The sequence below is a fragment of the Roseateles sp. GW821-FHT09H10 genome (genome assembly GCF_059415865.1).
In genome coordinates, this window is the sequence record NZ_JBWKOB010000003.1 from 579589 (window position 1) to 599831 (window position 20243).

The window sequence follows — 20243 nt, forward strand, 5'->3', positions numbered from 1 at the left end:
ACTGACGGCAGCGCGGGGCTCAGACGAGCCAGACCGGCGACTGCGCGGCGGCCAGCGTCGTGGTGTCGCGGCGGCCTTCGATGACGACGCGCGGCAGATGCGCGACGGTGGTGGCGTCCGCACGCTTGCCGACGATGACCACGCGCTCCAGCTTGACGATCTCGGTGGCCGGGGCGCTCGTGCGGTCTGCCAGGCCGACGCCGATGGCGGCAGCGGCGGAGACGGAAGCGATGGCGGCGATGAAGGTCTTGGCGGCGGTGTTCATGGTGGGCTCCGGGTGGTTTGCTGTGTCAGTGATTGCAGTTTCGTCACTGACCCCGGGCGCCGCGAGTGGCAGGCGATGAATTGCCGGCGCGGCCGGATGAACTGCAATTCCGCCGGACGAAGCGGGAGCCGCAGCGAACCGCCGTCAGCGGCGCGCGCTGGACGGCGTGCCGGGCCAGCCCACCGCCGCCCAGGCGCGGCGCAGCTGCAGCTCGGAGCTGAAGCCGCCGGCCTCGCTGGCAGCCGCGACGCTGGCGCCGGCCTCCAGGGAGCGCTTGGCTACGGCCAGGCGCACGCCGCGCAGATACGCCTGGGGAGAGGTGCCGGCGTGCTGGGCGAACATCCGGCTCAGCGTGCGTGGCGTCGTCGCGGCCAGCTCGGCCATGCGCTCCAGCGGCCAGTCATCGGCCGGGGCGACGCTGAGGGCATCCTGCAGGCGGTGCAGGCGGGCATTGAGATGCTGGCGGTGGGCCAGCAGTGGCGACAGCTGGGGATCGGCCGGGCCGCGACGCAGCGCCACGGCCATCTGCTCGGCGACACGGGCGGCCACCAGCTCGCCGGCATGAGCGGCGATCAGGTGCAGGGCCAGGTCGATGCCGGCCGTCACGCCGGCGCTGGTGAAGACCTCGCCGTCCTGCACGAAGACGCGGTCCTGCAGCACCGTGCAGCGCGGCTCTAGCCGGGCGAGGTCGTCCAGATGATGGTGGTGGGTGGTGGCGCGGCGGCCGGCCAGCAGGCCGGCCTGGGCCGCCAGCAGGGTGCCCGAGCAGACCGTCACCAGGCGCAGGCCCGGCCGGCCGGGCGCGAGGCGAGACAGCCAGGCGATCAGCTCGCGCCGGGACGCCTGCGACTTCGCCTCGGCCGCCGAGGTGCGGCCCACCAGCACGATCCAGCTTCCATCGGGCAGCGCGTCCGGCAGCGGTTCGAGGGCCTGCAGCCGGATGCCGACCGAGCCCGTGGACTCGCTGCGCGTGCCGACGAAGCGCAAGGCAAAGGGGACCGCGTCCAGCTTCAGTTCGGCGATCTCCAGGCTGGCCAGGCGCAGGGCCTCGGCCGGCCCGGCCCAGTCGAGGACGAGGCTGTCGTCCTGCAGGACGAAGACAACCTGTAGGGGTTCAGGCAAGAGCGGCTTCCTTGTCAGTGACGGCCTGCAGCGCGGCCTCGGCGCCCATCACGCGGGCGAAGCGGCCGTCCAGCACGGCGGCGGTGCGGGCGCGGAGCTGGGCGGGTGTCAGCGGCGAGCCGTCGGGGTGTTGCATGGTGAAGGTGAGTGTCGCCTCGGGCACGTAGATGACTTCCCAGCCGAGGTCGCTGGCGTGGCGGGTCGTCGTCTCGCAGCATTGTTCGGTGCGGATGCCGCTGATGACGAGTTGGCGGATGCCGTTTTGCGTGAGCCAGACATCCAGGCCGCTGCCGACCAGGGCGCTGTGGCGCGTCTTGTGCACGGTCAGCTCAGCCTTGAAGTCGCGCAGGCCTTCGAGCGGGCGCACATGGCCGCTTTCCAGGCTGAAGGGGTCGGCGCCGGTTGCGTCGGGCTGCACATGGAAGACACGGACGATGGGCAGGCCGGCGGCCTCGAAGCCCTCGATGAGGCGGTTCTGGGCGGCCAGATAGGCGGGCAGGCCGTCGGTCTCGAAGCTGGGGCGCTGGGTGAAGGAGTGCTGGACGTCGATGACGATGAGGGCGGTGGTCATGGCGGGCCTCGTGGCGTTGTTGAGGCCTCCAGTGTTTCGCCTTCAGGCATCCGTCGCCACGCGCTGGCAGACGGAGATGGATCAAATCAGGACAGTCCCAGGGCGAGCAGCAGCTCGTCCGGAGAATAAGGCAGGCGGCGCTTGGACCAGTCGCGCACCAGGCCCTGCATGCGCAGGTTCAGCGGCGCGCCGCGGCCCACGCTGCGACCCAGGCGGACGACCTCGCCGCACAGGGCGTCGATCTCGGTCGTGCGGCCCTGGGCCAGGTCGTCGGCCATGCTGGAGCGGGCCTTGGCGTCGATGCGCAGCATGCGGGCGGCCGCCAGCTGGAAGACGAAGTTGGGCATGCGCAGCAGCGTGATGAGCCGGCGCGGCGGCAACGGCGTCAGCTGGGCCACGGGCGTCAGTGCGGCGTCCAGCAGGTCCAGGGCCTCTTCCTGCAGGGCCGCCAGGGCGCGCCGATAGCCGCGCTGCAGCAGTTCGTCGCGCAGCGGGCGGCCAGACAGGGCGTTGACCGGGTTGTTGAGGTTGAGCAGCAGCTTGCCCCATTGCACGGGGGCCAGGTCGGCATGCAGCTCCAGCCCCATGCCGATGCGGGCCAGGGCCGTCTGCCAGGCGGCCAGGGCGAGGTCGTCGGGATTGCCTTCGGCCGCCAGCGCGCCGGCGGTGCCGCGGTGGTAGTGGCCGGGGCCGACCTCGGCGACGTTGTAGGGCACCATGCCCGCATGCCAGTGCAGCTGCGGCGCCGCCTGGCGGGCGGTGTCGGCATTGGCGATGCCGTTCTGCAGGCTGACGACGGGCGTGCCCAGCGGCAGGGTCAGGCCCAGGGCCGTGGCGGCCTCGACGGTGGCGCCGGACTTCACGCACAGCAGCACCAGGTCGGGCTTGAGGCCGACCGGCGGCTCCTCGTGCAGGCGCAGGTCCAGCGGCGGGACGTGGCGGTCCAGGCCATCCTGGTCGGTCAGGCGCAGGCCCTGCTTGCGCAAGGCGGCCAGCACGCGCGGGCGGCCGACAAAGTGGACGGGCACGCCCGCCAGTTGGGTCAGGCCGCCGACAAAGCAGCCGACGGAGCCGGCGCCCATGACAAGAACGCCGGTCATCGTGTCAGAGGATCAGACGGGGTGGGCCAGGTCGCGCAGGTGGGTGGGTCCCACGCGCTTCTCGATCTCGGCCAGCAAGGGGCGGCCCCAGCCCAACATGAACATGGCCTCGCCGACGACGAACATCGGGCCGACCAGCAGGCCGACGAGGTCGTCGACAAAGGCGGGCTTCTTGCCTTCGTAGTAATGGCCGATGAACTGGAAGACCCAGCCGACGACGAAGCTGCCGACGCCGATGACCAGCCAGCTCGTCATCGAGCCCTGGGCCGCGATCATGGCCAGGGCGGTCAGCAGGCCATTGACGATGGCCGTGGCGGCGCCGAGCACGAGATTGCCGCGTGTCAGATACCAGAGCGCGCTGAGGCCCCACAGGATGATGGCCGCGTTCATGGGCGCGTCGCCCACCGAGAACTCGGCGCGCGCCAGCAGCACGCTGATGGCGAAGACGATGAGGGGAATGCCGACGAAGTGGGTCGCGATGTTGCGACGGTCGCGGTGGTACGCCGCGTATTGCGCCATCAGGTCGAGGGCGGGGCGGAACAGGCTGGCCATGGTGGGCTCCGTTGAGGAGGATGGTGGCTATGCTAGTCCAGCGCAACGCGGCAGCGTTGTGCACCGGCTTACAAAACCCCGCGGAAAACCCCCGACTTGAGCGTGCATACGACAGCAAAGCGACGTCTTTTACTGCTGGCGACCCTGGCCACCTTGGCCGGCTGCGCCAGCTCGCCACCCGTCACGGCACCCACCCTGGCAGCGGGCAACGAGTTGCGCGTCCTCGTTTTTCGCGGCGGCACGGCGGCGCGCCTGGGACACAACCATGTGCTGCGCGCCGGGAAGCTGAGCGTCGACTGGGCCGCAGCCGGGCCGACGCTGCGGTTTCGGCTGGATGCCCTGGACATCGACCCGCCCGTGCTGCGCGAGCGCCTCGGGCCGGCATTTGCCAGCGCCGTGGACGACGAGGCGCGTGCCGGCACGCGAGCCAATCTGCTGAAGGCGTTGGACGCCGCCGCCCATCCCGAGGTCGTCGTGCGCACGCTGCAGCAGCTGGGCGAGGGCAGTCGGCGTGCCGTCGAGGCCGAGATCACGCTGCACGGCGTGTCGCGGCGCCAGTGGTTGGTCGTCGAGGTGGAGGGCCAGCGGGCGCGCGGCGAGGTCGTGGTGCGGCAGAGCGATTTCGGCATCCAGCCCTTCACCGTACTCGGCGGGCTGCTGGCCGTGCAGGACACCCTCGTCGTGCAGTTCGAGCTAGTCCAGCCTTAGCCGCATCAAGTCCTTGGACAGGCTGCGGCCATCCTTGAGCCGGATCGCGTCCGGCAGGCAGCCGTAGCGCACAAAGCCTTGGCTCTCGTACAGGCCGATGGCCGAGCGGTTGGTGGACGTGACGCTCAGCGTCACCTGGGCCAGGCCGGGCGTGGCCTTGAGCTTGGCGATGGCGGCGATGAGCAGGGCCTTGCCGATGCCGCGGCCGCGATGGGTGTCCGACACCATCATGCCGATCAGGTGGGCGATGTGCTGGACCTTCAGACGAGGCTCGCGCTCGCAGGTGATGGCGCCGACGAGGCGGGCGTCGTCCAGGGCCACCAGCGTGAACAGCGTGGCGCCGTTGCTGCCACCGGCCAGGCGGTTGCGGTAGCTGGACAGGTCGCGCTGGCCCTCGGTCTCGGCGTCCGACGTGAAGGCCTCGGGATGGCCGGCCAGCATCGCGTCCCGCAGCGCCTTGTAGGCGAGCAGGTCGGGCTCGAGCATGGGGCGGATCTGGGCTTCGATCACAGGTCGGCGAGAAGGTTCAGGTTGGCAAACTGGGCTTCGTCGTCGAAGTGTGCGACGCCATGCGGCCGGCTGCGCATCCAGCCGAGCACGGCCCGACCAGCGGTGGCCAGATGGGCCCTGAGCGGTTCACGCAGGCGGGTGTGCAGCAGGGCATGGGTGGGGTGCTCGCGCGCGGCTTGGGCAAAGGCCAGGCCATGTGGCTCGGCGGCGGCAAGCAGGCGCTGGGCAAGATCGAGAGGCAGGCGAGGGCAGTCGCAGGGGGCCGTCAGCAGCCAGGCGTCGTCGGGAATGGCTTCCAGGCCGGCCAGCATGCCGGCCAGCGGACCGGCGAACTCGAGGCCGGGCGGGTCGGCCAGCACGGGGTGGCCGAGGGCGGCGTAGCTGTCGAGATTGCGGTTGGCGCTGATGAGGAGGTGCCGGGCCTGTGGAGCCAGGCGCTCGATGACGTGGACTGCCAGCGGCCGGCCCTCCAGCAGTTGCAAGCCCTTGTCCACGCCCCCCATGCGGCTGCCGCGGCCGCCGGCGAGGATCAGGGCGTGGAGTTCAACCACCGATGTAGTGCATCTCGACGCGCGGTTCGGCCGTTGCGGCGGCCGTGCCGCGCAGCTGGGAATAGCGGTCTTCGCGAGCGCCCCAGACGCCAGCGATGGCGCTGGCCAGCTGGCCGTCGTCCACGGCCTCCTCACCACGCAGCAGCCCGCGCAGATCATGCCCGCGGTGAGCGAACAGACAGGTGTAGAGCCGCCCCTCGGTCGACAGCCGGGCGCGGTTGCAGTCGCCGCAGAAGGCCTGCGTGACCGAGGAGATGAAGCCGACCTCGCCGCCGCCATCGGGATAGGCCCAGCGCTCGGCGGTCTCGCCGGGCGCGCTGTGCGACAGCGGCGTCAGCGGGAACTCGGCGGCGATGCGGCGCTGCACCTCGGCGCTCGGCAGCACCTGGTCCATGCGCCAGCCGTTGGTGGCGCCGACGTCCATGTATTCGATGAAGCGCAGCACCACGCCGCTGTGCCTGAAATGGCGGGCCATGGCCAGGATCTGGTCGTCGTTGACGCCGCGCTGCACCACCATATTGACCTTGATCGGCCCGAGGCCGGCAGCCTGGGCCGCAAGGATGCCGTCCAGCACTTCCGCCACCGGGAAGCCGACGTCGTTCATGCGCTGGAAGACGGCGTCGTCCAGTCCGTCCAGACTGACGGTCAGGCGATTCAGGCCGGCGGCTTTCAGGCCGGCGGCCTTCTTGACCAGGGTGGAGCCATTGGTCGTCAGCGTCAGGTCCAGCTCGCGGCCGTCGGGCGTGCGCAGGCCGGCCAGCATGCCGATCAGCGTGTCCAGGCCGCGGCGCAGCGTCGGCTCGCCGCCGGTGATGCGCAGTTTTTCGACGCCCAGGCCGACGAAGACCCGGGCCAGCCGCGTGATCTCCTCGAAGCTGAGGAGATCGGCGTGGGGCAGGAATTCGTGGTGCTTGTCGAAGACCTGCTTGGGCATGCAGTAGCCGCAGCGGAAATTGCAGCGGTCGGTCACCGAGATGCGCAGATCGCGCAGCGGCCGGCCCAGGCGGTCCGCCAGCGGGCCGGAGGCCAACGGCGGCAGCGCCACCCTGCGGGGCGGTGGCGGGTGGAAGACGAGAGGGGCCGTGGGGGCGCTCATGCGGCCATTTTCACCGCTCGGCGCCAACCCGCCGCCCCGTGGGGTCAGAGCCGGAAGCGACTGACCGTGAGGGAGAGCGCCTCCGCCTGCTGGCGCAGCGATTCGGCGGCGGCCAGGGCCTCTTCCACCAGGGCCGAGTTCTGCTGCGTGCTGCGGTCCATCTCGGCCACGCTGGTGTTGATCTGGGCGATGCCGGCGCCTTGCTCGCGGCTGGCCGTGCTGATCTCGCCAATGACGGTGCTGACGCGCTGCACGCTGCCGACGACCTCGCGGATGGTCGTGCCGGCCTGTTCAACCTGGCTGGAGCCGGTGCTGACCTTGGCCACCGAGTCGTCGATCAAGCCCTTGATCTCGCGCGCCGCCGCGGCGCTGCGCTGGGCCAGCGAACGCACCTCGGCGGCCACGACCGCGAAGCCGCGGCCCTGCTCGCCGGCGCGAGCGGCCTCGACGGCGGCGTTCAGCGCCAGGATGTTGGTCTGGAAGGCGATGCCATCGATGACGCCGATGATGTCGACGATCTTGCGCGACGAGGTTTCGATGGAGCCCATGGTGCCGACCACCTGGTCGACCATGGCGCCACCCTTGCGCACCACCTCGGAGGCTTGGCGGGCCAGCTCGTCGGCCTGCGAGGCGTTCTGCGCGTTCTGCTGCACGGTGGAGGTCAGCTCCTCCATCGACGCCGCGGTCTGCTGCAGCGAGCTGGCCTGGGCCTCGGTGCGGCTCGACAGGTCGCCGTTGCCGGCTGCGATCTGGGCCGAGGCGGTGCTGATGGAGTCGCTGGCCTGGCGCACCTGGCCGACCAGGGCGGCGAGGTTGTCGCGCATGGCGCGGATGGCGTGCAGCACGCTGCCCTGGTCGCCCGCCTGCAGCTTGACCTCGGTGCCCAGGTCTCCCTCGGCGATGCGGCCGACGACTTCGGCCGCGTACTGCGGCTCGCCGCCGAGCTGGCCCATCAGCTGGCGCACCGCGGCCCACACCAGGCCGGTCACCACCAGCATCAGCACGGCGCCGATGGCGAGCAGGATGGCGGTGTTGCGCCAGAAGGCCTGGTCGATGTCGTCGATGTAGTCGCCGAAGCCGATGGTCCAGTCCCAGGGCACGAACTTGATGACGGCGTAGAGCTTCTCGACCTCCTCCTTGCTGCCCGGGCGCGTGCCCTTGGCGATGACGGTGCCGATGGTCGTGCCCTGCAAGGCGGCCCGGTAGCGTTCGCCGGCTTCCTTGCCGCCCTTGGCGTCGACGATGCCGACGCGCTTGGGGTTGGGGTGCACGAGGTTCACGTCGTCGCTGTAGCCGCGCACGAAGAAGTAGAGATCGTCGCGATGGAAGCTGCCGATGGCCCGCTTGACCTCGGCCTGGGCCTGCTCGCGTGTGAGCTTGCCTTCCTGCTCCAGCGCATGCCCCTTCTCGGCAGCCGCGTGGGCCAGTTTCACCAGCGTGGACAACTGCGCCACCCGGCTCTCCATCATCGTGCCGCGCAGGGTTGTCAGGGCAACGCCGGCCAGGATGGCCATGCCCAGCAGGGTGACGGCGCAGAGCAGCATCATGCGGGTACGCAGCTTCATGGAGCCTCCTCGAAGATCTGACTCATCCTAAGCAGTTGTGATGCGCCTTGCCCCTGGGGCTTGCCAGTGTCCTCGCGGCCCGGTTGAATCAACGCATGAGCGCCGTTATGCATCCCGATCTGCCGCAGTTTGTTGCCTTCGGCGAGGCCCTGACCGACCTGGTCCGCACCGGGCCCGACCGCTGGCGCAGCAGCTGCGGCGGTTCTCCCTGGAATGTGGCGGTCGCCATGTCGACGCTGGGCCAGCTGAGCGCCTTTGCCGGCGCCATCAGCCAGGACCCCTTCGGCGCCGAGATCTGGCAGTGCAGCCAGGAGGCCAACCTGGACATGCGCTTCATCCAGCAATTGCCGCGGCCGCCGTTGCTGGCCGTGGTGCACGAGGTGGACCCGCCGCGCTATTTCTTCATCGGCGACAACAGCGCCGATCTGCATTTCCGCCCCGAGGGCCTGCCCATGGGCTGGACCCGCGGCCTGCGCTGGGCGCATTTCGGCAGCCTGGGCCTGGTGCGCGAGCCCCTGGCCGCGCGGCTGCTGGCCCTGGCCCAGGCGCTGAAAAGCGAAGGCCGGCTGATCAGCTACGACCCCAATTTCCGCGCCCCGCCCATGGACGCCAGCTACGACGACACGCTGGAGCAGATGTGCCGCATGGCCGATGTCATCAAGGTCTCCGATGAAGACCTGCGCGGCCTGTTCCGCCTGCCCGACCACCGTTCGGGCCTGGCCCAGATCGCCGCCTGGAACCCCGGCGCCTGGCTGCTGCTGACGCGCGGCGAGGCGGGCGCGACGCTGTACCACGGGGTGGAGGAGGCCACCGGCCGGCCGCCGCCGGTGGATGTCGTCGACACGATTGGCGCCGGCGACTCGGCCATGGCCGGACTGCTGGACAGCCTGATGCGCGACGCCGGCGCGCCGGCTGAAGCCCACCTGCGCTGGGCACTGGCCGCCGGCGCCGCGGCCTGCACGGCGCCGGGCTTTGCGCCGCCGCGGGCAGGTCATGTGGCGGCCCTGGTCGACGCCGTCGAAATCCTCAAAGACTAGGGTTTTCCCGCGCATCACTTGATCCCGATCCCGCTCGCTCCTACGATTAACCGACCGGTCGGTAGAGAAATTCCATGTCTGAACAACTGATCCAGATCGAACAGCACGGCGCGGTGCGCCTGTTGCGCCTGAACCGCCCCGAGGCGCTGAACGCATTCACGGCGGCCATGCTGGTCCAGCTGCGCCAGGCGCTGGAGGCGGCGGCCGGCGATGGCGCGACGCGCTGCGTGCTGATCACCGGGGCCGGCCGGGCCTTCAGTGCCGGCCAGGACCTGGCCGACCCGCATGTGGCGCCCAGCCGCGAGGCCGGGTCTTCGCCCAAGGACATCGGCCACATGCTGGACCACTACTACATCCCGGTGGCCCTGCGCCTGCGCAGCATGCCGGTGCCGGTGGTGGCCGCCGTCAATGGCGTGGCGGCAGGCGCTGGCGCCAACATGGCTTTCGGCTGCGACCTGGTGCTGGCGGGAGAGAGCGCCAGCTTCCTGCAGGCCTTTTCCAAGATCGGCCTGATCCCAGACTGCGGCGGCACCTGGCTGCTGCCGCGCCTCGTCGGCCGCGCCAAGGCGCTGGAAATGGCCTTGCTGGGCGACAAGATGAAGGCGGCGGAGGCTGAACGCATCGGCCTGATCTCGCGCGTGGTGCCGGATGCCGAGCTGCAGGACCAGGCCATGGCCATCGCCCAGAAGCTGGCCGGCATGCCGACCCGGGCCCTGGCCGAGACGCGCCGTGCACTGGACGAGGCGCTGAAGCTGGACTTTGAATCGGCCCTGAAGCGCGAGGCCGCGCTGCAGAGCCAGGCCGGCTTCGCCTACGACTACCAGGAGGGCGTGGCCGCCTTCATGGACAAGCGCAAGCCCGAGTTCAAGGATCGTTGATGGAACCGCAAGCCGTTGCAGAGAAGGTCCGGGACGTGATGCTGGCTGACGATGCGGCCAGCCGCATGCTGGGCATGCAGATCGTTGAAGTGTCGGAAGGCCGCGCCGTCGCGACGATGACCGTCCGAGCCGACATGCTGAATGGCTTTGCCATCTGCCATGGTGGCCTCATTGCGACGCTGGCGGACTCGGCTTTCGCCTTTGCCTGCAACAGCCGCAATGCGCTGACCGTGGCTTCGGGCTTTGGCATCGACATCCTGAAGAGCGCCAAATTGAATGACGTTTTGACGGCGACGGCCGAGGAGACATCGCTGGCTGGCCGTACCGGGCTCTACGACATCACGGTGAAGAACCAGAACGGCGACCTGATCGCTGCCTTCCGTGGTCGTTCCTACCGCCTGGGTGAGAGAAAGGTGTTTGAAGCATGACCGTCAAAAGCCCACGCCCCGGCGACCTCGAGCCCATCGAAACCGCCGGCCGCGACGAACTGCAGGCCCTGCAGCTCGAGCGCCTGCGCTGGAGCCTGCAGCACGCCTATGACAACGTGCCGCACTACAAGGCCAAGTTCACCGAAGCAGGTGTGCACCCGTCCGACCTGAAGACGCTGGCGGACCTGGCCAGGTTCCCCTTCACCACCAAGCACGATCTGCGCGCCCAGTACCCCTTCGGCCTGTTCGCCATGCCGCGCGAGAAGCTGGCGCGCATCCATGCTTCGTCCGGCACCACGGGCAAGCCGACGGTGGTGGGCTACACGCTGAAGGACATCGACAACTGGGCCAACCTCGTCGCGCGCTCCATCCGCGCCGCCGGCGGCCGCGCGGGCGACCTGGTGCATGTGGCCTACGGCTATGGCCTCTTCACCGGCGGCCTGGGCGCCCACTACGGTGCGGAGCGCCTGGGCTGCACCGTCATCCCGATGAGCGGCGGCCAGACCGAGAAGCAGGTGCAGCTGATCACCGACTTCAAGCCCGACATCATCATGGTGACGCCGAGCTATATGCAGGTGCTGATCGAGGAGTTCACCCGCCAGGGCCTGGACGCCAAGGCCTCGTCGCTGAAAGTCGGCATCTTCGGGGCCGAACCCTGGACCGAGGCCATGCGCAAGGAGATCGAAGCCGGCGCCGGCATCGACGCGGTCGACATCTACGGCCTGTCCGAAGTGATGGGCCCGGGGGTCGCCAGCGAGTGCATCGAGAGCAAGGATGGCCCGGTCATCTGGGAAGACCATTTCTACCCGGAGATCATCAATCCCGACACTGGCGAGGTGCTGCCGGACGGCAGCGAGGGCGAGCTGGTCTTCACGTCGCTGTCCAAGGAAGCGATGCCGGTCATCCGTTACCGCACCCGCGACTTGACGCGCCTGCTGCCGCCCACCTCGCGCAGCATGCGCCGCATGGGCAAGATCGTCGGCCGCAGCGACGACATGCTCATCATCCGTGGCGTCAACCTCTTCCCGACCCAGGTCGAGGAGCTGGTGCTGCAGGAGAAGGGCCTGGGCGGCCAGTACCAGCTCGTCGTCACGCGCGACGGGCATCTGGATGAGTTGCTGATCCGCTGCGAACTGGCACTCGGCGCCACCGACGACGGGATAGCGCGTAGGCTGTCGGAGCGCATCAAGAACCTGATCGGCGTCACGGCGACCATCCAGGTCGAGCCGAACAATTCCATCGAACGCACGCTGGTCGGAAAAGCCCGTCGCGTCGTGGATCAACGCAAGAAGTAAGGAGCGAGCGATGTACACGCAAGCGATGGACCTGATGGCCCGCGAGGCCAAGCCCAAGGTCGTGAAGTCCGCTGAAGACCTGCAGCGCGAGGAAGCCTTTGAAGCCCGCATCGATGCCGGTGACTTCATCGAAGCCAAGGACTGGATGCCCGAGCACTACCGCAAGACGCTGGTGCGCCAGATCAGCCAGCATGCCCACAGCGAGATCGTCGGCATGCTGCCCGAGGGCAACTGGATCACGCGCGCCCCCACGCTCAAGCGCAAGGCCATCCTCTTGGCCAAGGTGCAGGACGAGGGCGGCCACGGCCTCTACCTCTACGCCGCCGCCGAGACCCTGGGCACCAGCCGCGACGAGATGACCGAGGCGCTGTTGAGTGGCAAGGCCAAGTACAGCTCCATCTTCAACTACCCCACGCTGACCTGGGCCGACATCGGCGTCATCGGCTGGCTGGTGGACGGCGCGGCCATCATGAACCAGGTGCCGCTGTGCCGCTGCTCCTATGCGCCCTATGCGCGGGCCATGATCCGCGTCTGTCGCGAGGAAAGCTTCCACCAGCGCCAGGGCTATGAAAGCCTGCTGACCATGATGACCCACGGTACGCCGGCCCAGAAGGCCATGGTGCAGGACGCCGTGAACCGCTGGTGGTGGCCGTCGCTGATGATGTTCGGCCCGGCCGACAAGGATTCGCCCAACTCCGAGCAGAGCATGCGCTGGGGCATCAAGCGCGTCACCAACGACCAGCTGCGCCAGAAGTTCGTCGACGCGACGATTCCCCAGGCCGACATCCTCGGCGTGACCGTGCCGGACCCGGCGCTGAAGTGGAATGCCGAGCGTGATTCCTACGACTTCGGCGAGATCGACTGGGCCGAGTTCTGGCGCGTGGTCGGCGGCGAAGGCCCCTGCAACCGCGAGCGCCTGGCCGCCCGCAACAAGGCTTGGGATGACGGCGCCTGGGTGCGCGACGCCGCGCTGGCCCACGCCCGCAAGCAAGCCACCAAGGCCGAAGCGGCCTGAGGAAGAGAAGAGATGAGCAATCCGAAGAACGAATGGCCGCTGTGGGAAGTCTTTGTCCGCAACAAGGCGGGCCTGGACCACAAGCACTGCGGCAGCCTGCACGCGCCCGACTCGGCGATGGCCATCCAGATGGCCCGCGACGTCTACACGCGCCGCCAGGAAGGCACCAGCATCTGGGTGGTGCGCTCCGAGCAGATCGTCGCCAGCGACCCGACCGAGAAGGGCAGCCTGTTCGACCCGGCCGACGATAAGGTCTACCGCCATCCCACTTTCTATGAGCTCCCCGACGAGCTCAACCACATGTGATGGACGCCAAGACCACCTACGTCCTGCGCCTCGCAGACACCTGCCTCATCCACAGCCAGCGCCTGTCCGAATGGGCCGGCCATGCGCCGGTGCTGGAGGAAGACCTGGCCCTGTCCAACATCGCGCTGGACCTGCTGGGCCAGGCGCGTGCGCTGCTGACCCATGCCGGCCAGCTCGAAGGCGCCGGCCGCGATGAAGACCAATTGGCCTTCCTGCGCGAGGAGCGCGACTACCGCAACATCATCCTCGTCGAGCTGCCGAATGCTGCGTCCAGTCCCAGCGATGGCGGCGGCGGGCGCGACTTTGCGCTGACGACGGTCCGCAATGCGGCCATGGCCATCTGGCTGGAGCTGCTGTTCGATCGCCTGCAGACCAGTCTCGACACCGAGATCGCCGGCATCGCCGCCAAGTCCTTGAAGGAAGTGCGCTACCACCGCCAGCACAGCAGCGACTGGGTCGTGCGCCTGGGCGACGGCACGGCGGAATCGCAGGCCCGCATGCAGGCCGCGCTGAATGTGCTGTGGCCTTACTTCAACGAGCTGTTCGCCGCCGATGGCGTGGACGGCTTCGGCCCCGCGTGGAACGAGCTGGAGCCCGAGTGGCGCGCCCGCTGGGCCACGCTGATGCAGGAAGCCAGCTTGAGCCTGCCGCGCGAGAGCGCCATGCAGCCGCGCGGCATCGACGGCATCCACAGCGAGCACATGGGCCACATGCTGGGCACCATGCAGCATCTGCAGCGCACCTACCCGGGCGGGACCTGGTGATGAACCTCACAGCCGCGCGCGCCAAGCTCAACGCCGTGCCCGACCCCGAGATCCCGGCGGTCAGCCTGGTGGAGCTGGGTATCGTGCGCGACCTGCGCGAGACGGCGTCGGGCGTCGAGGTCGTGCTGACACCGACCTACAGCGGCTGCCCGGCCACCGAGCTGATCACGGACGATGTGCGTGCGGCCCTGGCTGAATTCGGCGACGTGACGGTCACGATGCAGCGGGCACCGGCCTGGAGCACTGACTGGATCACCCCCGAGGGCCGCGAGAAGCTGCAGCAATACGGCATCGTGCCGCCGCAGTGCAGCGCCGAGCAGGCCATCCGCGTGGTGCCGCGCCTGCGCTGCCCGCGCTGCGACAGCGGCTCGACACAGCAGTTGTCCCGCTTCGGTTCCACTGCGTGCAAGTCCACGTGGCGCTGCATCGAGTGCCTGGAACCCTTCGAATACTTCAAGCCGATCTGAGATGGCCTTGCACTTCCACCCCCTGCGCGTCACCTCCGTCGAGCGCGACACCGACGACGCCATGGTCGTCGGCTTCGAGTCGCCCGACGGCTTCGGCTTCGAGCCTGGCCAGTACCTCACCCTGCGCGCCAGCGTCGGCGGCCAGGAGCTGCGCCGCAGCTACTCCATCTGCTCCGACCGCCGCCTGCGCGTGGGCATCCGCCGTGTCGACGGTGGTGCCTTCTCGACCTGGGTGCATGAGCAGCTCAAGGCCGGCGATGTCATCGAGTCCTATCCGCCGCAAGGTCGCTTCGTGCTGCCAGCACATGCCGAAGGCCGCCATGTGCTCTTCATCGCCGGCGGTTCGGGCATCACGCCCATCCTGGCCCTGCTGACGGCCCTGCTGGAGCGCGAGCCGCAGTCGCGCGCGACGCTGATCTACGCCAACCGCCGCACCGCGTCGACGATGTTCAAGGAAGAACTCGAAGACCTGAAGAACCGCTTCATGACGCGGTTGTCGCTGCACCTGATCTTCAGCCGCGAGGCCGTCGACGCGCCGCTGTATGGCGGGCGCCTGGATGCCGGCAAGCTCAGCGCCTTCCTGTCCGGCCCGGTGCCGGCGGCCAGCATCGATCAGGTGTTCATCTGCGGGCCGTTCGAGATGAACGACCAGGCCGAGGCGGCCCTGCTGGGTTCGGGCGTGCCGGCCGAGCGCATCCACATCGAGCGCTTCGGCACGCCGGAGACGCTGTCGGGCAAGCCCGTGCCTCACGAGGTCAAGCCGGGCGACGCGCCCGAGGCCCGCGTGACCGTCATCCGCGATGGCCTGTCTCGAGAAATAGAGTTCCACTCCAGCGACCCCAGCCTGCTCGACGCGGCGGCCCGCGAGGGCATGGACGTGCCCTTCTCCTGCAAGAGCGGCGTCTGCTCCACCTGCCGCTGCAAGCTCGTCGAGGGCGAGGTGCGCATGGACAAGAACTTCGCGCTGGACAAGGCCGAGGTCGCCGCGGGTTTCATCCTCAGCTGCCAGGCGCACCCGCTCACCGAGCGCGTTGTTATTTCCTTCGACGAACGCTGATGGCCAGAAAAAGAGCCCCTGGTTTTGAAGCGCAGCGCGAGGACATCCTCGCCGCCGCCGCCCGCCTGTTCGCCGAGCAGGGCTTCAGTGCCACGTCGATGAACCAGGTCGCCGAGGCCTGCGGCGTCGCCAAGCCCACGCTGTATCACTACTTCCAGGACAAGCAGGAGCTGCTGGCCCAGATCTGCGACAGCCATGTGCATGCGCTGCTGGCTCTGGTTGAGGAAGTGAAGGCACAGCAGCTGCCGCCCGACGCCCAGCTGCGCTCCCTGATCGAGCGTTTCACGCGCTCCTATGCCGATGCCCAGGCCCAGCACCGCGTGCTGACCAGCGAGATCAAGTTCCTGGCCGATGCCGAGCGCGAGCGCCTGCTGGACGTGGAGCGCCGCGTCGTCGGCGAGTTCGCGGCGGCCGTCAGCCTGGTGCGGCCCGAGTTGCGTGACGCCAATCTGCACAAGCCGCTGACCATGCTGCTTTTTGGCATGATCAACTGGACTTTCACCTGGCTGCGACCCGACGGCGAGCTCTCGCACGAGGCGCTCGCGGCCCTGGTCAGCGATCTGTTCTTTGGTGGTCTCGGCGCAGTGCAGCTGCGCCAGCCCGCCCTCATTCAATAACCCCCGAGGAGACGACCCATGAAGCAATTCAAGCAACTCGCCCTGGCCCTGGCCGCCACGCTCAGCCTGGCCGCCCATGCGGACATCAATGTCGGCGTCACGCTGTCGGCCACCGGCCCCGCCGCCTCGCTCGGGATTCCGGAGAAGAACACCTTCGCGCTGATGCCGACGACCATCGCCGGCCAGAAAGTCAACTACATCGTGCTGGACGACGCCTCCGACACGACGACGGCCGTCGCCAATGCGCGCAAGCTCATCACCGACAGCAAGGTCGACATCGTCATCGGCTCGACGACCTCGCCCAACTCCCTGGCCATGATCGATGCCGTCTCCGAAGCCGGCACGCCGATGATCTCCATGGCCGCCTCGGCCCGCATCGTCGAGCCCATCGACGCCAAGAAGAAGTGGGTCTTCAAGACGCCGCAGAACGACATCATGATGGCCCTGGCCATCGTGACCCACATGGTCGACAACGGCATCAAGACGGCCGGCTTCATCGGCTTTGCCGATGCCTACGGTGAAGGCTGGTGGGGCGAGTTCAACAAGATCGCCGCGGCCAAGAAGCTCAACATCGTCGCGACCGAACGCTACAACCGCACGGACACCTCCGTCACCGGCCAGGTGCTCAAGCTCGTCGCCGCCAAGCCCGACGCCATCCTCATCGCCGGTTCGGGCACGCCCGCCGCGCTGCCGCAGAAGGCGCTGAAGGAGCGTGGCTACGCCGGCAAGATCTACCAGACCCACGGCATCGCCAACAACGACTTCCTGCGCGTCGGCGGCAAGGACGTGGAAGGCACGCTGTTGCCGGCCGGCCCGGTGCTGGTCGCGGCCCAGCTGCCGGCCGACCACCCGGTGAAGAAGAGCGCCCTGGACTACATCGCCAAGTACGAAGCCGCCCACGGCAAGGGCAGCGTGTCGGCCTTTGGCGGCCATGCCTGGGACGCCGGCCTGCTGCTGGCCGCTGCGGCGCCCGAGGCGCTGAAGAAGGCCCAGCCTGGCACGCCCGCCTTCCGCGCCGCCCTGCGCGATGCGCTGGAGAGCGTCAAGAACGTGGCCGGCGCGCATGGCGTGTTCAATATGTCGGCCGGCGACCACCTGGGCCTGGACCAGCGCGCCCGCGTGATGATCCAGATCGACAACGGCACCTGGAAGCTTCTCAAGTGAGCACGTTGCAGAGTTACATCGCTGGCCGCTGGGTCGGCGCCAAGGCCGCCAAGCCGCTGACGAGCGCCATCAACGGCCGCGTCATCGCCCACACCCACGAGGAAGGGCTGGATTTCGCCGAGAGCCTGGCCTATGCGCGCGGCACGGCGCTGCCGGGCCTGCTGCGCACCCACTTCCAGGACCGCGCCCGCGTGCTGAAGGCGCTGGCCGCCTATCTGATGGAGCGCAAGGAAGAGCTGTATGCGATCAGCGCCCACACGGGTGCGACGCGCAGCGACTCCTGGATCGACATCGAGGGTGGCATCGGCACCTTGTTCGCCTATGCCTCCATCGGCGGCAAGGACCTGCCCAGCAGCAATGTGCTGCATGAAGGCCCGACCATGCGCCTGGGCGCCAACAACCACTTCATCGGCAGCCATGTGATGGTGCCCAAGCGGGGCGTGGCGCTGCACATCAACGCCTTCAACTTCCCGATGTGGGGCATGTTGGAGAAGTTCGCGCCCAGCTTCCTGGCCGGCATGCCTTGCCTGGTCAAGCCGGCCACGGCCACCAGCTATGTTGCCGAAGCCTGCGTGCGCCTCATCGTCGATTCCGGCTTGGTGCCGGCCGGTGCGCTGCAACTCATCATCGGCGGCACGGGCGACCTCTTCGAGCGCCTCGATGAAGCCGACGTGGTCACCTTCACCGGCAGCGCCGACACCGCGCTGATGCTGAAGGCCCACCCGAATCTGCTGAAGAAGAGCATTCCCTTCAACGCCGAGGCCGACAGCCTGAACTGCGCCATCCTCGCGCCGGACGTGACGCCGGACGACCCGGAGTTCGACCTCTTCATCAAGGAAGTGGCCCGCGAGACGACGGCCAAGGCCGGCCAGAAGTGCACGGCCATCCGCCGCACCATCGTGCCGGCCAAGCTCGTCGATGCCGTTGCAACGGCATTGAAGGCGCGGCTGAGCAAGACGGTGGTGGGCGACCCCGCCGTCGAAGGCGTGCGCATGGGCGCCCTGGCCAGCAAGGCCCAGCAGTCCGACGTGGCTGAGCGCGTGGCCCAGCTGGCCAAGAACTGCGAGCTGCTGCTGTCTGAACGCGACGGCTTCGCGCCCAAGGGCGAGGGCGTGTCCGACGGTGCCTTCTTCGCACCGACGCTGCTGCTGGCGCGCGATTCGGCGGCCAGTGACGCCCATCACCTCGAAGCCTTCGGCCCGGTGACGACGCTGCTGCCCTATGGCGACTATGAGGAGGCCCTGCACCTGGCGACGCTGGGCCGCGGCAGCCTCGTCGGCACCGTCTGCACCAAGACGCCGGCCCTGGCCGCGCAAGCCGTGCCGACGTTTGCGGCCTGGCATGGGCGCATGCTGATCCTGGACCGCGAGGCCGCGCTGGAGAACACCGGCCATGGCTCGCCGCTCCCGAAGCTCAAGCACGGCGGCCCCGGCCGCGCCGGTGGTGGCGAGGAACTGGGCGGCCTGCGCGCGGTGAAGCACTATCTGCAGCGCTGCGCCGTGCAGGGTTCGCCGACGATGATCTCGGCCGTCACCGGCGAGTACCAGCGCGGCGGCACCGTCACCGAAAGCGACATCCATCCCTTCCGCCGCTACTTCGAGGACGTGGAAGTGGGCATGAGCCTGCTGACGCACCGCCGCACGGTGGGCGAGGCCGACATCGTCGCCTTCGGTGGCCTGTCGGGCGACTATTTCTATATGCACTTCGACGAAGTGGCGGCCAAGGAATCGCCGTTCGGTCAGCGCATCGCCCACGGCTATTTCGTGCTGTCCGCGGCGGCTGGGTTGTTTGTCAGCCCCGCGCCGGGCCCGGTGCTGGCGAACTACGGCCTGGAGAACCTGCGCTTCGTGACGCCGGTCGCCATCGGCGACACCATCCAGGCGCGCCTGACCGCCAAGCGCAAGATCGACCGCCCGCCGCGCGACGACCAGCCGGCACAAGGCGTCATCGGCTGGGACGTGGCCGTCACCAACCAGCGCGGCGAACTCTGCGCGAGCTACGAGATCCTGACGCTGGTGGCCAAAAGAATCGCCGGCTGATGGACGCCGCCAAGGCCCGCGAACTCGCGCTGGCCTTGGCGGGCGCCGTCGAGAAGCCGCACCACGAGCTGACGTCCTTCCGCCTGCCCGGTGCCAAGGGCAGGATCTTCGCGACGATGACGCCCGACGGCGCCGAGCTGCGTGTCTTCATCAAGGATGAGGCGGCTCGCGACGCGTGGATCGCTCGCGAGACCGGTGTGGTCGAGCCGCTGTTCTGGGGCGCCAGGCGCTGCGGCGTGAAGCTGCTGCTGGCGAAGGCCAGGCCGGCCTGGGTCGGGGAGTTGCTCGCGCAGTCCTGGCGCGAGAACGGCGCCGTGAATTAACGCGCGGCCGGGATCTCTGCCGCGGTCTTCAGGTCGGCGCGGCGCGCGCCCGTGAAGCGCTTGGACCAGTAGGAGTCGCGCATGTCCTCGACGCGCACGGCGCTACCGGTGCGCGGGGCATGGATGAACTTGCCTTCGCCGACATAGATGCCGACATGGCTGAAGGTGCGCTTCATGGTGTTGAAGAACACCAGGTCACCGGGCTTGAGTTCGTCGCGGCGGATGGAAAGCAGGGCGCCGTCCTTGGCCTGTTCGTCGGCGCGGCGCGGCAGCACCAGGCCCACGCTCATCTCGAAGATGTGGCGGGTGAAGCCGCTGCAGTCGAAACCGTTCTCGACCGAGTTGCCCCCGCGCGTGTAGCGCACGCCGAGGAAGTTCATGGCCGACAGCACGAGGTCGGAGGCCGTGTCGCGCACGCTGGCCAGCAGGCGAGATGACCCGCCTTGCTCGGCGCTGGCCATCAGGCCGCGCTCGCTGAGGAAGCGGCTGACGGCATCCTGGGCCGTGGCGGCTTTGGGGGCTGCAGCGGGCTGGGCCGCGACCTTCTCGGAGGCCGCCTGCTGTTGCTGCAGGCTCTGGCCATAGGCCCCGGCCATCGTGCCCGGTGGCGGCGTCACCGTCGCGGCCTGGGCCACACCCTGCGCCTGCGCGGCAGCGCAACCGAGGGCCAGCAGGCCAGCGGCAGCAATGCGATTCAGCAGGGCAGAAGACACCAGGGGCATTCGGGAGAAGAAACCGGGAACCAGGGGCGGACCGCAGGCGGTCGCGATAGCGGAGAGGGACAGCGGCGCGGAGGTTATGAGGGCACCCCGG

General features: G+C 68.9%; 24 protein-coding genes. 14 read left to right on the forward strand and 10 right to left on the reverse strand.

Features of this window, described 5'->3' with window-relative positions; all coding sequences use genetic code 11:
* Positions 1-19: 19 nt before the first annotated feature.
* From AC07OY_RS18240 to AC07OY_RS18260, 5 genes are all read right to left on the reverse strand, one after another.
* A complete protein-coding gene (locus AC07OY_RS18240) occupies positions 20-265 on the reverse strand; it encodes a hypothetical protein (RefSeq protein WP_495044023.1) in 246 nt (81 codons plus the stop codon).
* Between the two features lie 144 nt (positions 266-409).
* Complete coding sequence (locus AC07OY_RS18245) at positions 410-1387, reverse strand: GlxA family transcriptional regulator (RefSeq protein ID WP_495044024.1); 978 nt, start codon at positions 1385-1387, stop codon at positions 410-412.
* Positions 1380-1958 (reverse strand): cysteine hydrolase family protein, encoded by a 579-nt coding sequence (locus AC07OY_RS18250; RefSeq protein WP_495044025.1) that lies wholly within the window; start codon positions 1956-1958, stop codon positions 1380-1382. Before AC07OY_RS18250 ends, AC07OY_RS18245 begins: the two co-directional genes overlap by 8 nt.
* An 86-nt stretch (positions 1959-2044) precedes the next feature.
* A complete protein-coding gene (locus AC07OY_RS18255; RefSeq protein ID WP_495044026.1) occupies positions 2045-3058 on the reverse strand; it encodes a 2-dehydropantoate 2-reductase in 1014 nt (337 codons plus the stop codon).
* 12 nt (positions 3059-3070) lie between these two features.
* Positions 3071-3610: an Mpo1 family 2-hydroxy fatty acid dioxygenase gene (locus AC07OY_RS18260; RefSeq protein ID WP_495044027.1), complete on the reverse strand. Its 540-nt coding sequence runs from the start codon at positions 3608-3610 to the stop codon at positions 3071-3073.
* A gap of 102 nt (positions 3611-3712) precedes the next feature.
* On the opposite strand from AC07OY_RS18260, the gene AC07OY_RS18265 reads away from it, so the two are divergent.
* Complete coding sequence (locus tag AC07OY_RS18265) at positions 3713-4318, forward strand: YceI family protein (RefSeq protein WP_495044028.1); 606 nt, start codon at positions 3713-3715, stop codon at positions 4316-4318.
* Here AC07OY_RS18265 and AC07OY_RS18270 read toward each other — a convergent pair.
* From AC07OY_RS18270 to AC07OY_RS18285, 4 genes are read right to left on the reverse strand one after another with little or no spacing between them, the layout of a single operon-like run.
* On the reverse strand, positions 4304-4804 hold the full coding sequence (locus AC07OY_RS18270; RefSeq protein ID WP_495044029.1) for a GNAT family N-acetyltransferase: 501 nt from the start codon (positions 4802-4804) through the stop codon (positions 4304-4306). The two genes, AC07OY_RS18265 and AC07OY_RS18270, sit on opposite strands and share 15 nt — an antisense overlap.
* A 20-nt stretch (positions 4805-4824) precedes the next feature.
* Positions 4825-5379: a molybdenum cofactor guanylyltransferase MobA gene (gene mobA, locus AC07OY_RS18275; protein WP_495044030.1), complete on the reverse strand. Its 555-nt coding sequence runs from the start codon at positions 5377-5379 to the stop codon at positions 4825-4827.
* Positions 5372-6475: a GTP 3',8-cyclase MoaA gene (gene moaA, locus AC07OY_RS18280; RefSeq protein WP_495044031.1), complete on the reverse strand. Its 1104-nt coding sequence runs from the start codon at positions 6473-6475 to the stop codon at positions 5372-5374. Before moaA ends, mobA begins: the two co-directional genes overlap by 8 nt.
* A 44-nt stretch (positions 6476-6519) precedes the next feature.
* Positions 6520-8040 (reverse strand): methyl-accepting chemotaxis protein, encoded by a 1521-nt coding sequence (locus AC07OY_RS18285; RefSeq protein ID WP_495044032.1) that lies wholly within the window; start codon positions 8038-8040, stop codon positions 6520-6522.
* A gap of 95 nt (positions 8041-8135) precedes the next feature.
* Here AC07OY_RS18285 and AC07OY_RS18290 point away from each other — a divergent pair, with 95 nt between their 5' ends.
* The 13 genes from AC07OY_RS18290 to AC07OY_RS18350 all read left to right on the forward strand — a co-directional run bounded on the left by AC07OY_RS18290 (position 8136) and on the right by AC07OY_RS18350 (position 19430).
* Positions 8136-9077, forward strand: a complete 942-nt coding sequence (locus AC07OY_RS18290) for a carbohydrate kinase family protein (RefSeq protein WP_495044033.1) — start codon at positions 8136-8138, stop codon at positions 9075-9077.
* Between the two features lie 74 nt (positions 9078-9151).
* Positions 9152-9955 carry an enoyl-CoA hydratase-related protein gene (locus AC07OY_RS18295; protein ID WP_495044034.1) on the forward strand — a complete coding sequence of 268 codons (804 nt, stop codon included), beginning with the start codon at positions 9152-9154 and terminating at the stop codon, positions 9953-9955.
* Positions 9955-10383: a hydroxyphenylacetyl-CoA thioesterase PaaI gene (gene paaI, locus AC07OY_RS18300; protein ID WP_495044035.1), complete on the forward strand. Its 429-nt coding sequence runs from the start codon at positions 9955-9957 to the stop codon at positions 10381-10383. The genes AC07OY_RS18295 and paaI overlap by 1 nt, the downstream gene beginning before the upstream one ends.
* Positions 10380-11678 (forward strand): phenylacetate--CoA ligase PaaK, encoded by a 1299-nt coding sequence (gene paaK, locus AC07OY_RS18305; RefSeq protein WP_495044036.1) that lies wholly within the window; start codon positions 10380-10382, stop codon positions 11676-11678. The genes paaI and paaK overlap by 4 nt, the downstream gene beginning before the upstream one ends.
* A gap of 10 nt (positions 11679-11688) precedes the next feature.
* Positions 11689-12693 carry a 1,2-phenylacetyl-CoA epoxidase subunit PaaA gene (gene paaA, locus AC07OY_RS18310; protein WP_495044037.1) on the forward strand — a complete coding sequence of 335 codons (1005 nt, stop codon included), beginning with the start codon at positions 11689-11691 and terminating at the stop codon, positions 12691-12693.
* A 12-nt stretch (positions 12694-12705) separates the two neighbouring features.
* Positions 12706-12999: a 1,2-phenylacetyl-CoA epoxidase subunit PaaB gene (gene paaB / locus AC07OY_RS18315; RefSeq protein WP_119042409.1), complete on the forward strand. Its 294-nt coding sequence runs from the start codon at positions 12706-12708 to the stop codon at positions 12997-12999.
* Positions 12999-13763, forward strand: a complete 765-nt coding sequence (gene paaC / locus AC07OY_RS18320) for a 1,2-phenylacetyl-CoA epoxidase subunit PaaC (protein WP_495044038.1) — start codon at positions 12999-13001, stop codon at positions 13761-13763. Before paaB ends, paaC begins: the two co-directional genes overlap by 1 nt.
* Positions 13763-14230, forward strand: coding sequence for a 1,2-phenylacetyl-CoA epoxidase subunit PaaD (gene paaD, locus AC07OY_RS18325; RefSeq protein ID WP_495044039.1), 468 nt, complete (start codon positions 13763-13765; stop codon positions 14228-14230). Before paaC ends, paaD begins: the two co-directional genes overlap by 1 nt.
* Before the next feature lies 1 nt (position 14231).
* Complete coding sequence (gene paaE, locus AC07OY_RS18330; protein WP_495044040.1) at positions 14232-15287, forward strand: 1,2-phenylacetyl-CoA epoxidase subunit PaaE; 1056 nt, start codon at positions 14232-14234, stop codon at positions 15285-15287.
* Positions 15287-15904, forward strand: coding sequence for a TetR/AcrR family transcriptional regulator (locus AC07OY_RS18335; protein ID WP_495044041.1), 618 nt, complete (start codon positions 15287-15289; stop codon positions 15902-15904). The genes paaE and AC07OY_RS18335 overlap by 1 nt, the downstream gene beginning before the upstream one ends.
* Positions 15905-15922: 18 nt before the next feature.
* Complete coding sequence (locus AC07OY_RS18340) at positions 15923-17068, forward strand: ABC transporter substrate-binding protein (protein WP_495044042.1); 1146 nt, start codon at positions 15923-15925, stop codon at positions 17066-17068.
* Positions 17065-19107, forward strand: coding sequence for a phenylacetic acid degradation bifunctional protein PaaZ (paaZ, locus tag AC07OY_RS18345; protein ID WP_495044043.1), 2043 nt, complete (start codon positions 17065-17067; stop codon positions 19105-19107). Before AC07OY_RS18340 ends, paaZ begins: the two co-directional genes overlap by 4 nt.
* Complete coding sequence (locus AC07OY_RS18350) at positions 19107-19430, forward strand: MmcQ/YjbR family DNA-binding protein (protein ID WP_495044044.1); 324 nt, start codon at positions 19107-19109, stop codon at positions 19428-19430. The genes paaZ and AC07OY_RS18350 overlap by 1 nt, the downstream gene beginning before the upstream one ends.
* On the opposite strand, the gene AC07OY_RS18355 is transcribed toward AC07OY_RS18350, so the two are convergent.
* On the reverse strand, positions 19427-20143 hold the full coding sequence (locus tag AC07OY_RS18355) for a C40 family peptidase (protein WP_495044045.1): 717 nt from the start codon (positions 20141-20143) through the stop codon (positions 19427-19429). The two genes, AC07OY_RS18350 and AC07OY_RS18355, sit on opposite strands and share 4 nt — an antisense overlap.
* Positions 20144-20243 lie beyond the last annotated feature (100 nt).

Bases quoted from the DNA above. Each gene is read 5' to 3' on its own strand.
- AC07OY_RS18240 (WP_495044023.1), bottom strand. From the start codon at position 265: ATGAACACCGCCGCCAAGACCTTCATCGCCGCCATCGCTTCCGTCTCC.
- AC07OY_RS18285 (WP_495044032.1), bottom strand. From the start codon at position 8,040: ATGAAGCTGCGTACCCGCATGATGCTGCTCTGCGCCGTCACCCTGCTG.
- AC07OY_RS18255 (WP_495044026.1), bottom strand. From the start codon at position 3,058: ATGACCGGCGTTCTTGTCATGGGCGCCGGCTCCGTCGGCTGCTTTGTC.
- paaK (WP_495044036.1), top strand. From the start codon at position 10,380: ATGACCGTCAAAAGCCCACGCCCCGGCGACCTCGAGCCCATCGAAACC.
- paaC (WP_495044038.1), top strand. From the start codon at position 12,999: ATGGACGCCAAGACCACCTACGTCCTGCGCCTCGCAGACACCTGCCTC.
- AC07OY_RS18335 (WP_495044041.1), top strand. From the start codon at position 15,287: ATGGCCAGAAAAAGAGCCCCTGGTTTTGAAGCGCAGCGCGAGGACATC.
- AC07OY_RS18295 (WP_495044034.1), top strand. From the start codon at position 9,152: ATGTCTGAACAACTGATCCAGATCGAACAGCACGGCGCGGTGCGCCTG.
- AC07OY_RS18260 (WP_495044027.1), bottom strand. From the start codon at position 3,610: ATGGCCAGCCTGTTCCGCCCCGCCCTCGACCTGATGGCGCAATACGCG.
- paaB (WP_119042409.1), top strand. From the start codon at position 12,706: ATGAGCAATCCGAAGAACGAATGGCCGCTGTGGGAAGTCTTTGTCCGC.
- AC07OY_RS18290 (WP_495044033.1), top strand. From the start codon at position 8,136: ATGAGCGCCGTTATGCATCCCGATCTGCCGCAGTTTGTTGCCTTCGGC.
- AC07OY_RS18350 (WP_495044044.1), top strand. From the start codon at position 19,107: ATGGACGCCGCCAAGGCCCGCGAACTCGCGCTGGCCTTGGCGGGCGCC.
- paaD (WP_495044039.1), top strand. From the start codon at position 13,763: ATGAACCTCACAGCCGCGCGCGCCAAGCTCAACGCCGTGCCCGACCCC.
- moaA (WP_495044031.1), bottom strand. From the start codon at position 6,475: ATGAGCGCCCCCACGGCCCCTCTCGTCTTCCACCCGCCACCGCCCCGC.
- AC07OY_RS18270 (WP_495044029.1), bottom strand. From the start codon at position 4,804: ATGCTCGAGCCCGACCTGCTCGCCTACAAGGCGCTGCGGGACGCGATG.
- paaA (WP_495044037.1), top strand. From the start codon at position 11,689: ATGTACACGCAAGCGATGGACCTGATGGCCCGCGAGGCCAAGCCCAAG.
- paaI (WP_495044035.1), top strand. From the start codon at position 9,955: ATGGAACCGCAAGCCGTTGCAGAGAAGGTCCGGGACGTGATGCTGGCT.
- AC07OY_RS18340 (WP_495044042.1), top strand. From the start codon at position 15,923: ATGAAGCAATTCAAGCAACTCGCCCTGGCCCTGGCCGCCACGCTCAGC.
- AC07OY_RS18250 (WP_495044025.1), bottom strand. From the start codon at position 1,958: ATGACCACCGCCCTCATCGTCATCGACGTCCAGCACTCCTTCACCCAG.
- paaE (WP_495044040.1), top strand. From the start codon at position 14,232: ATGGCCTTGCACTTCCACCCCCTGCGCGTCACCTCCGTCGAGCGCGAC.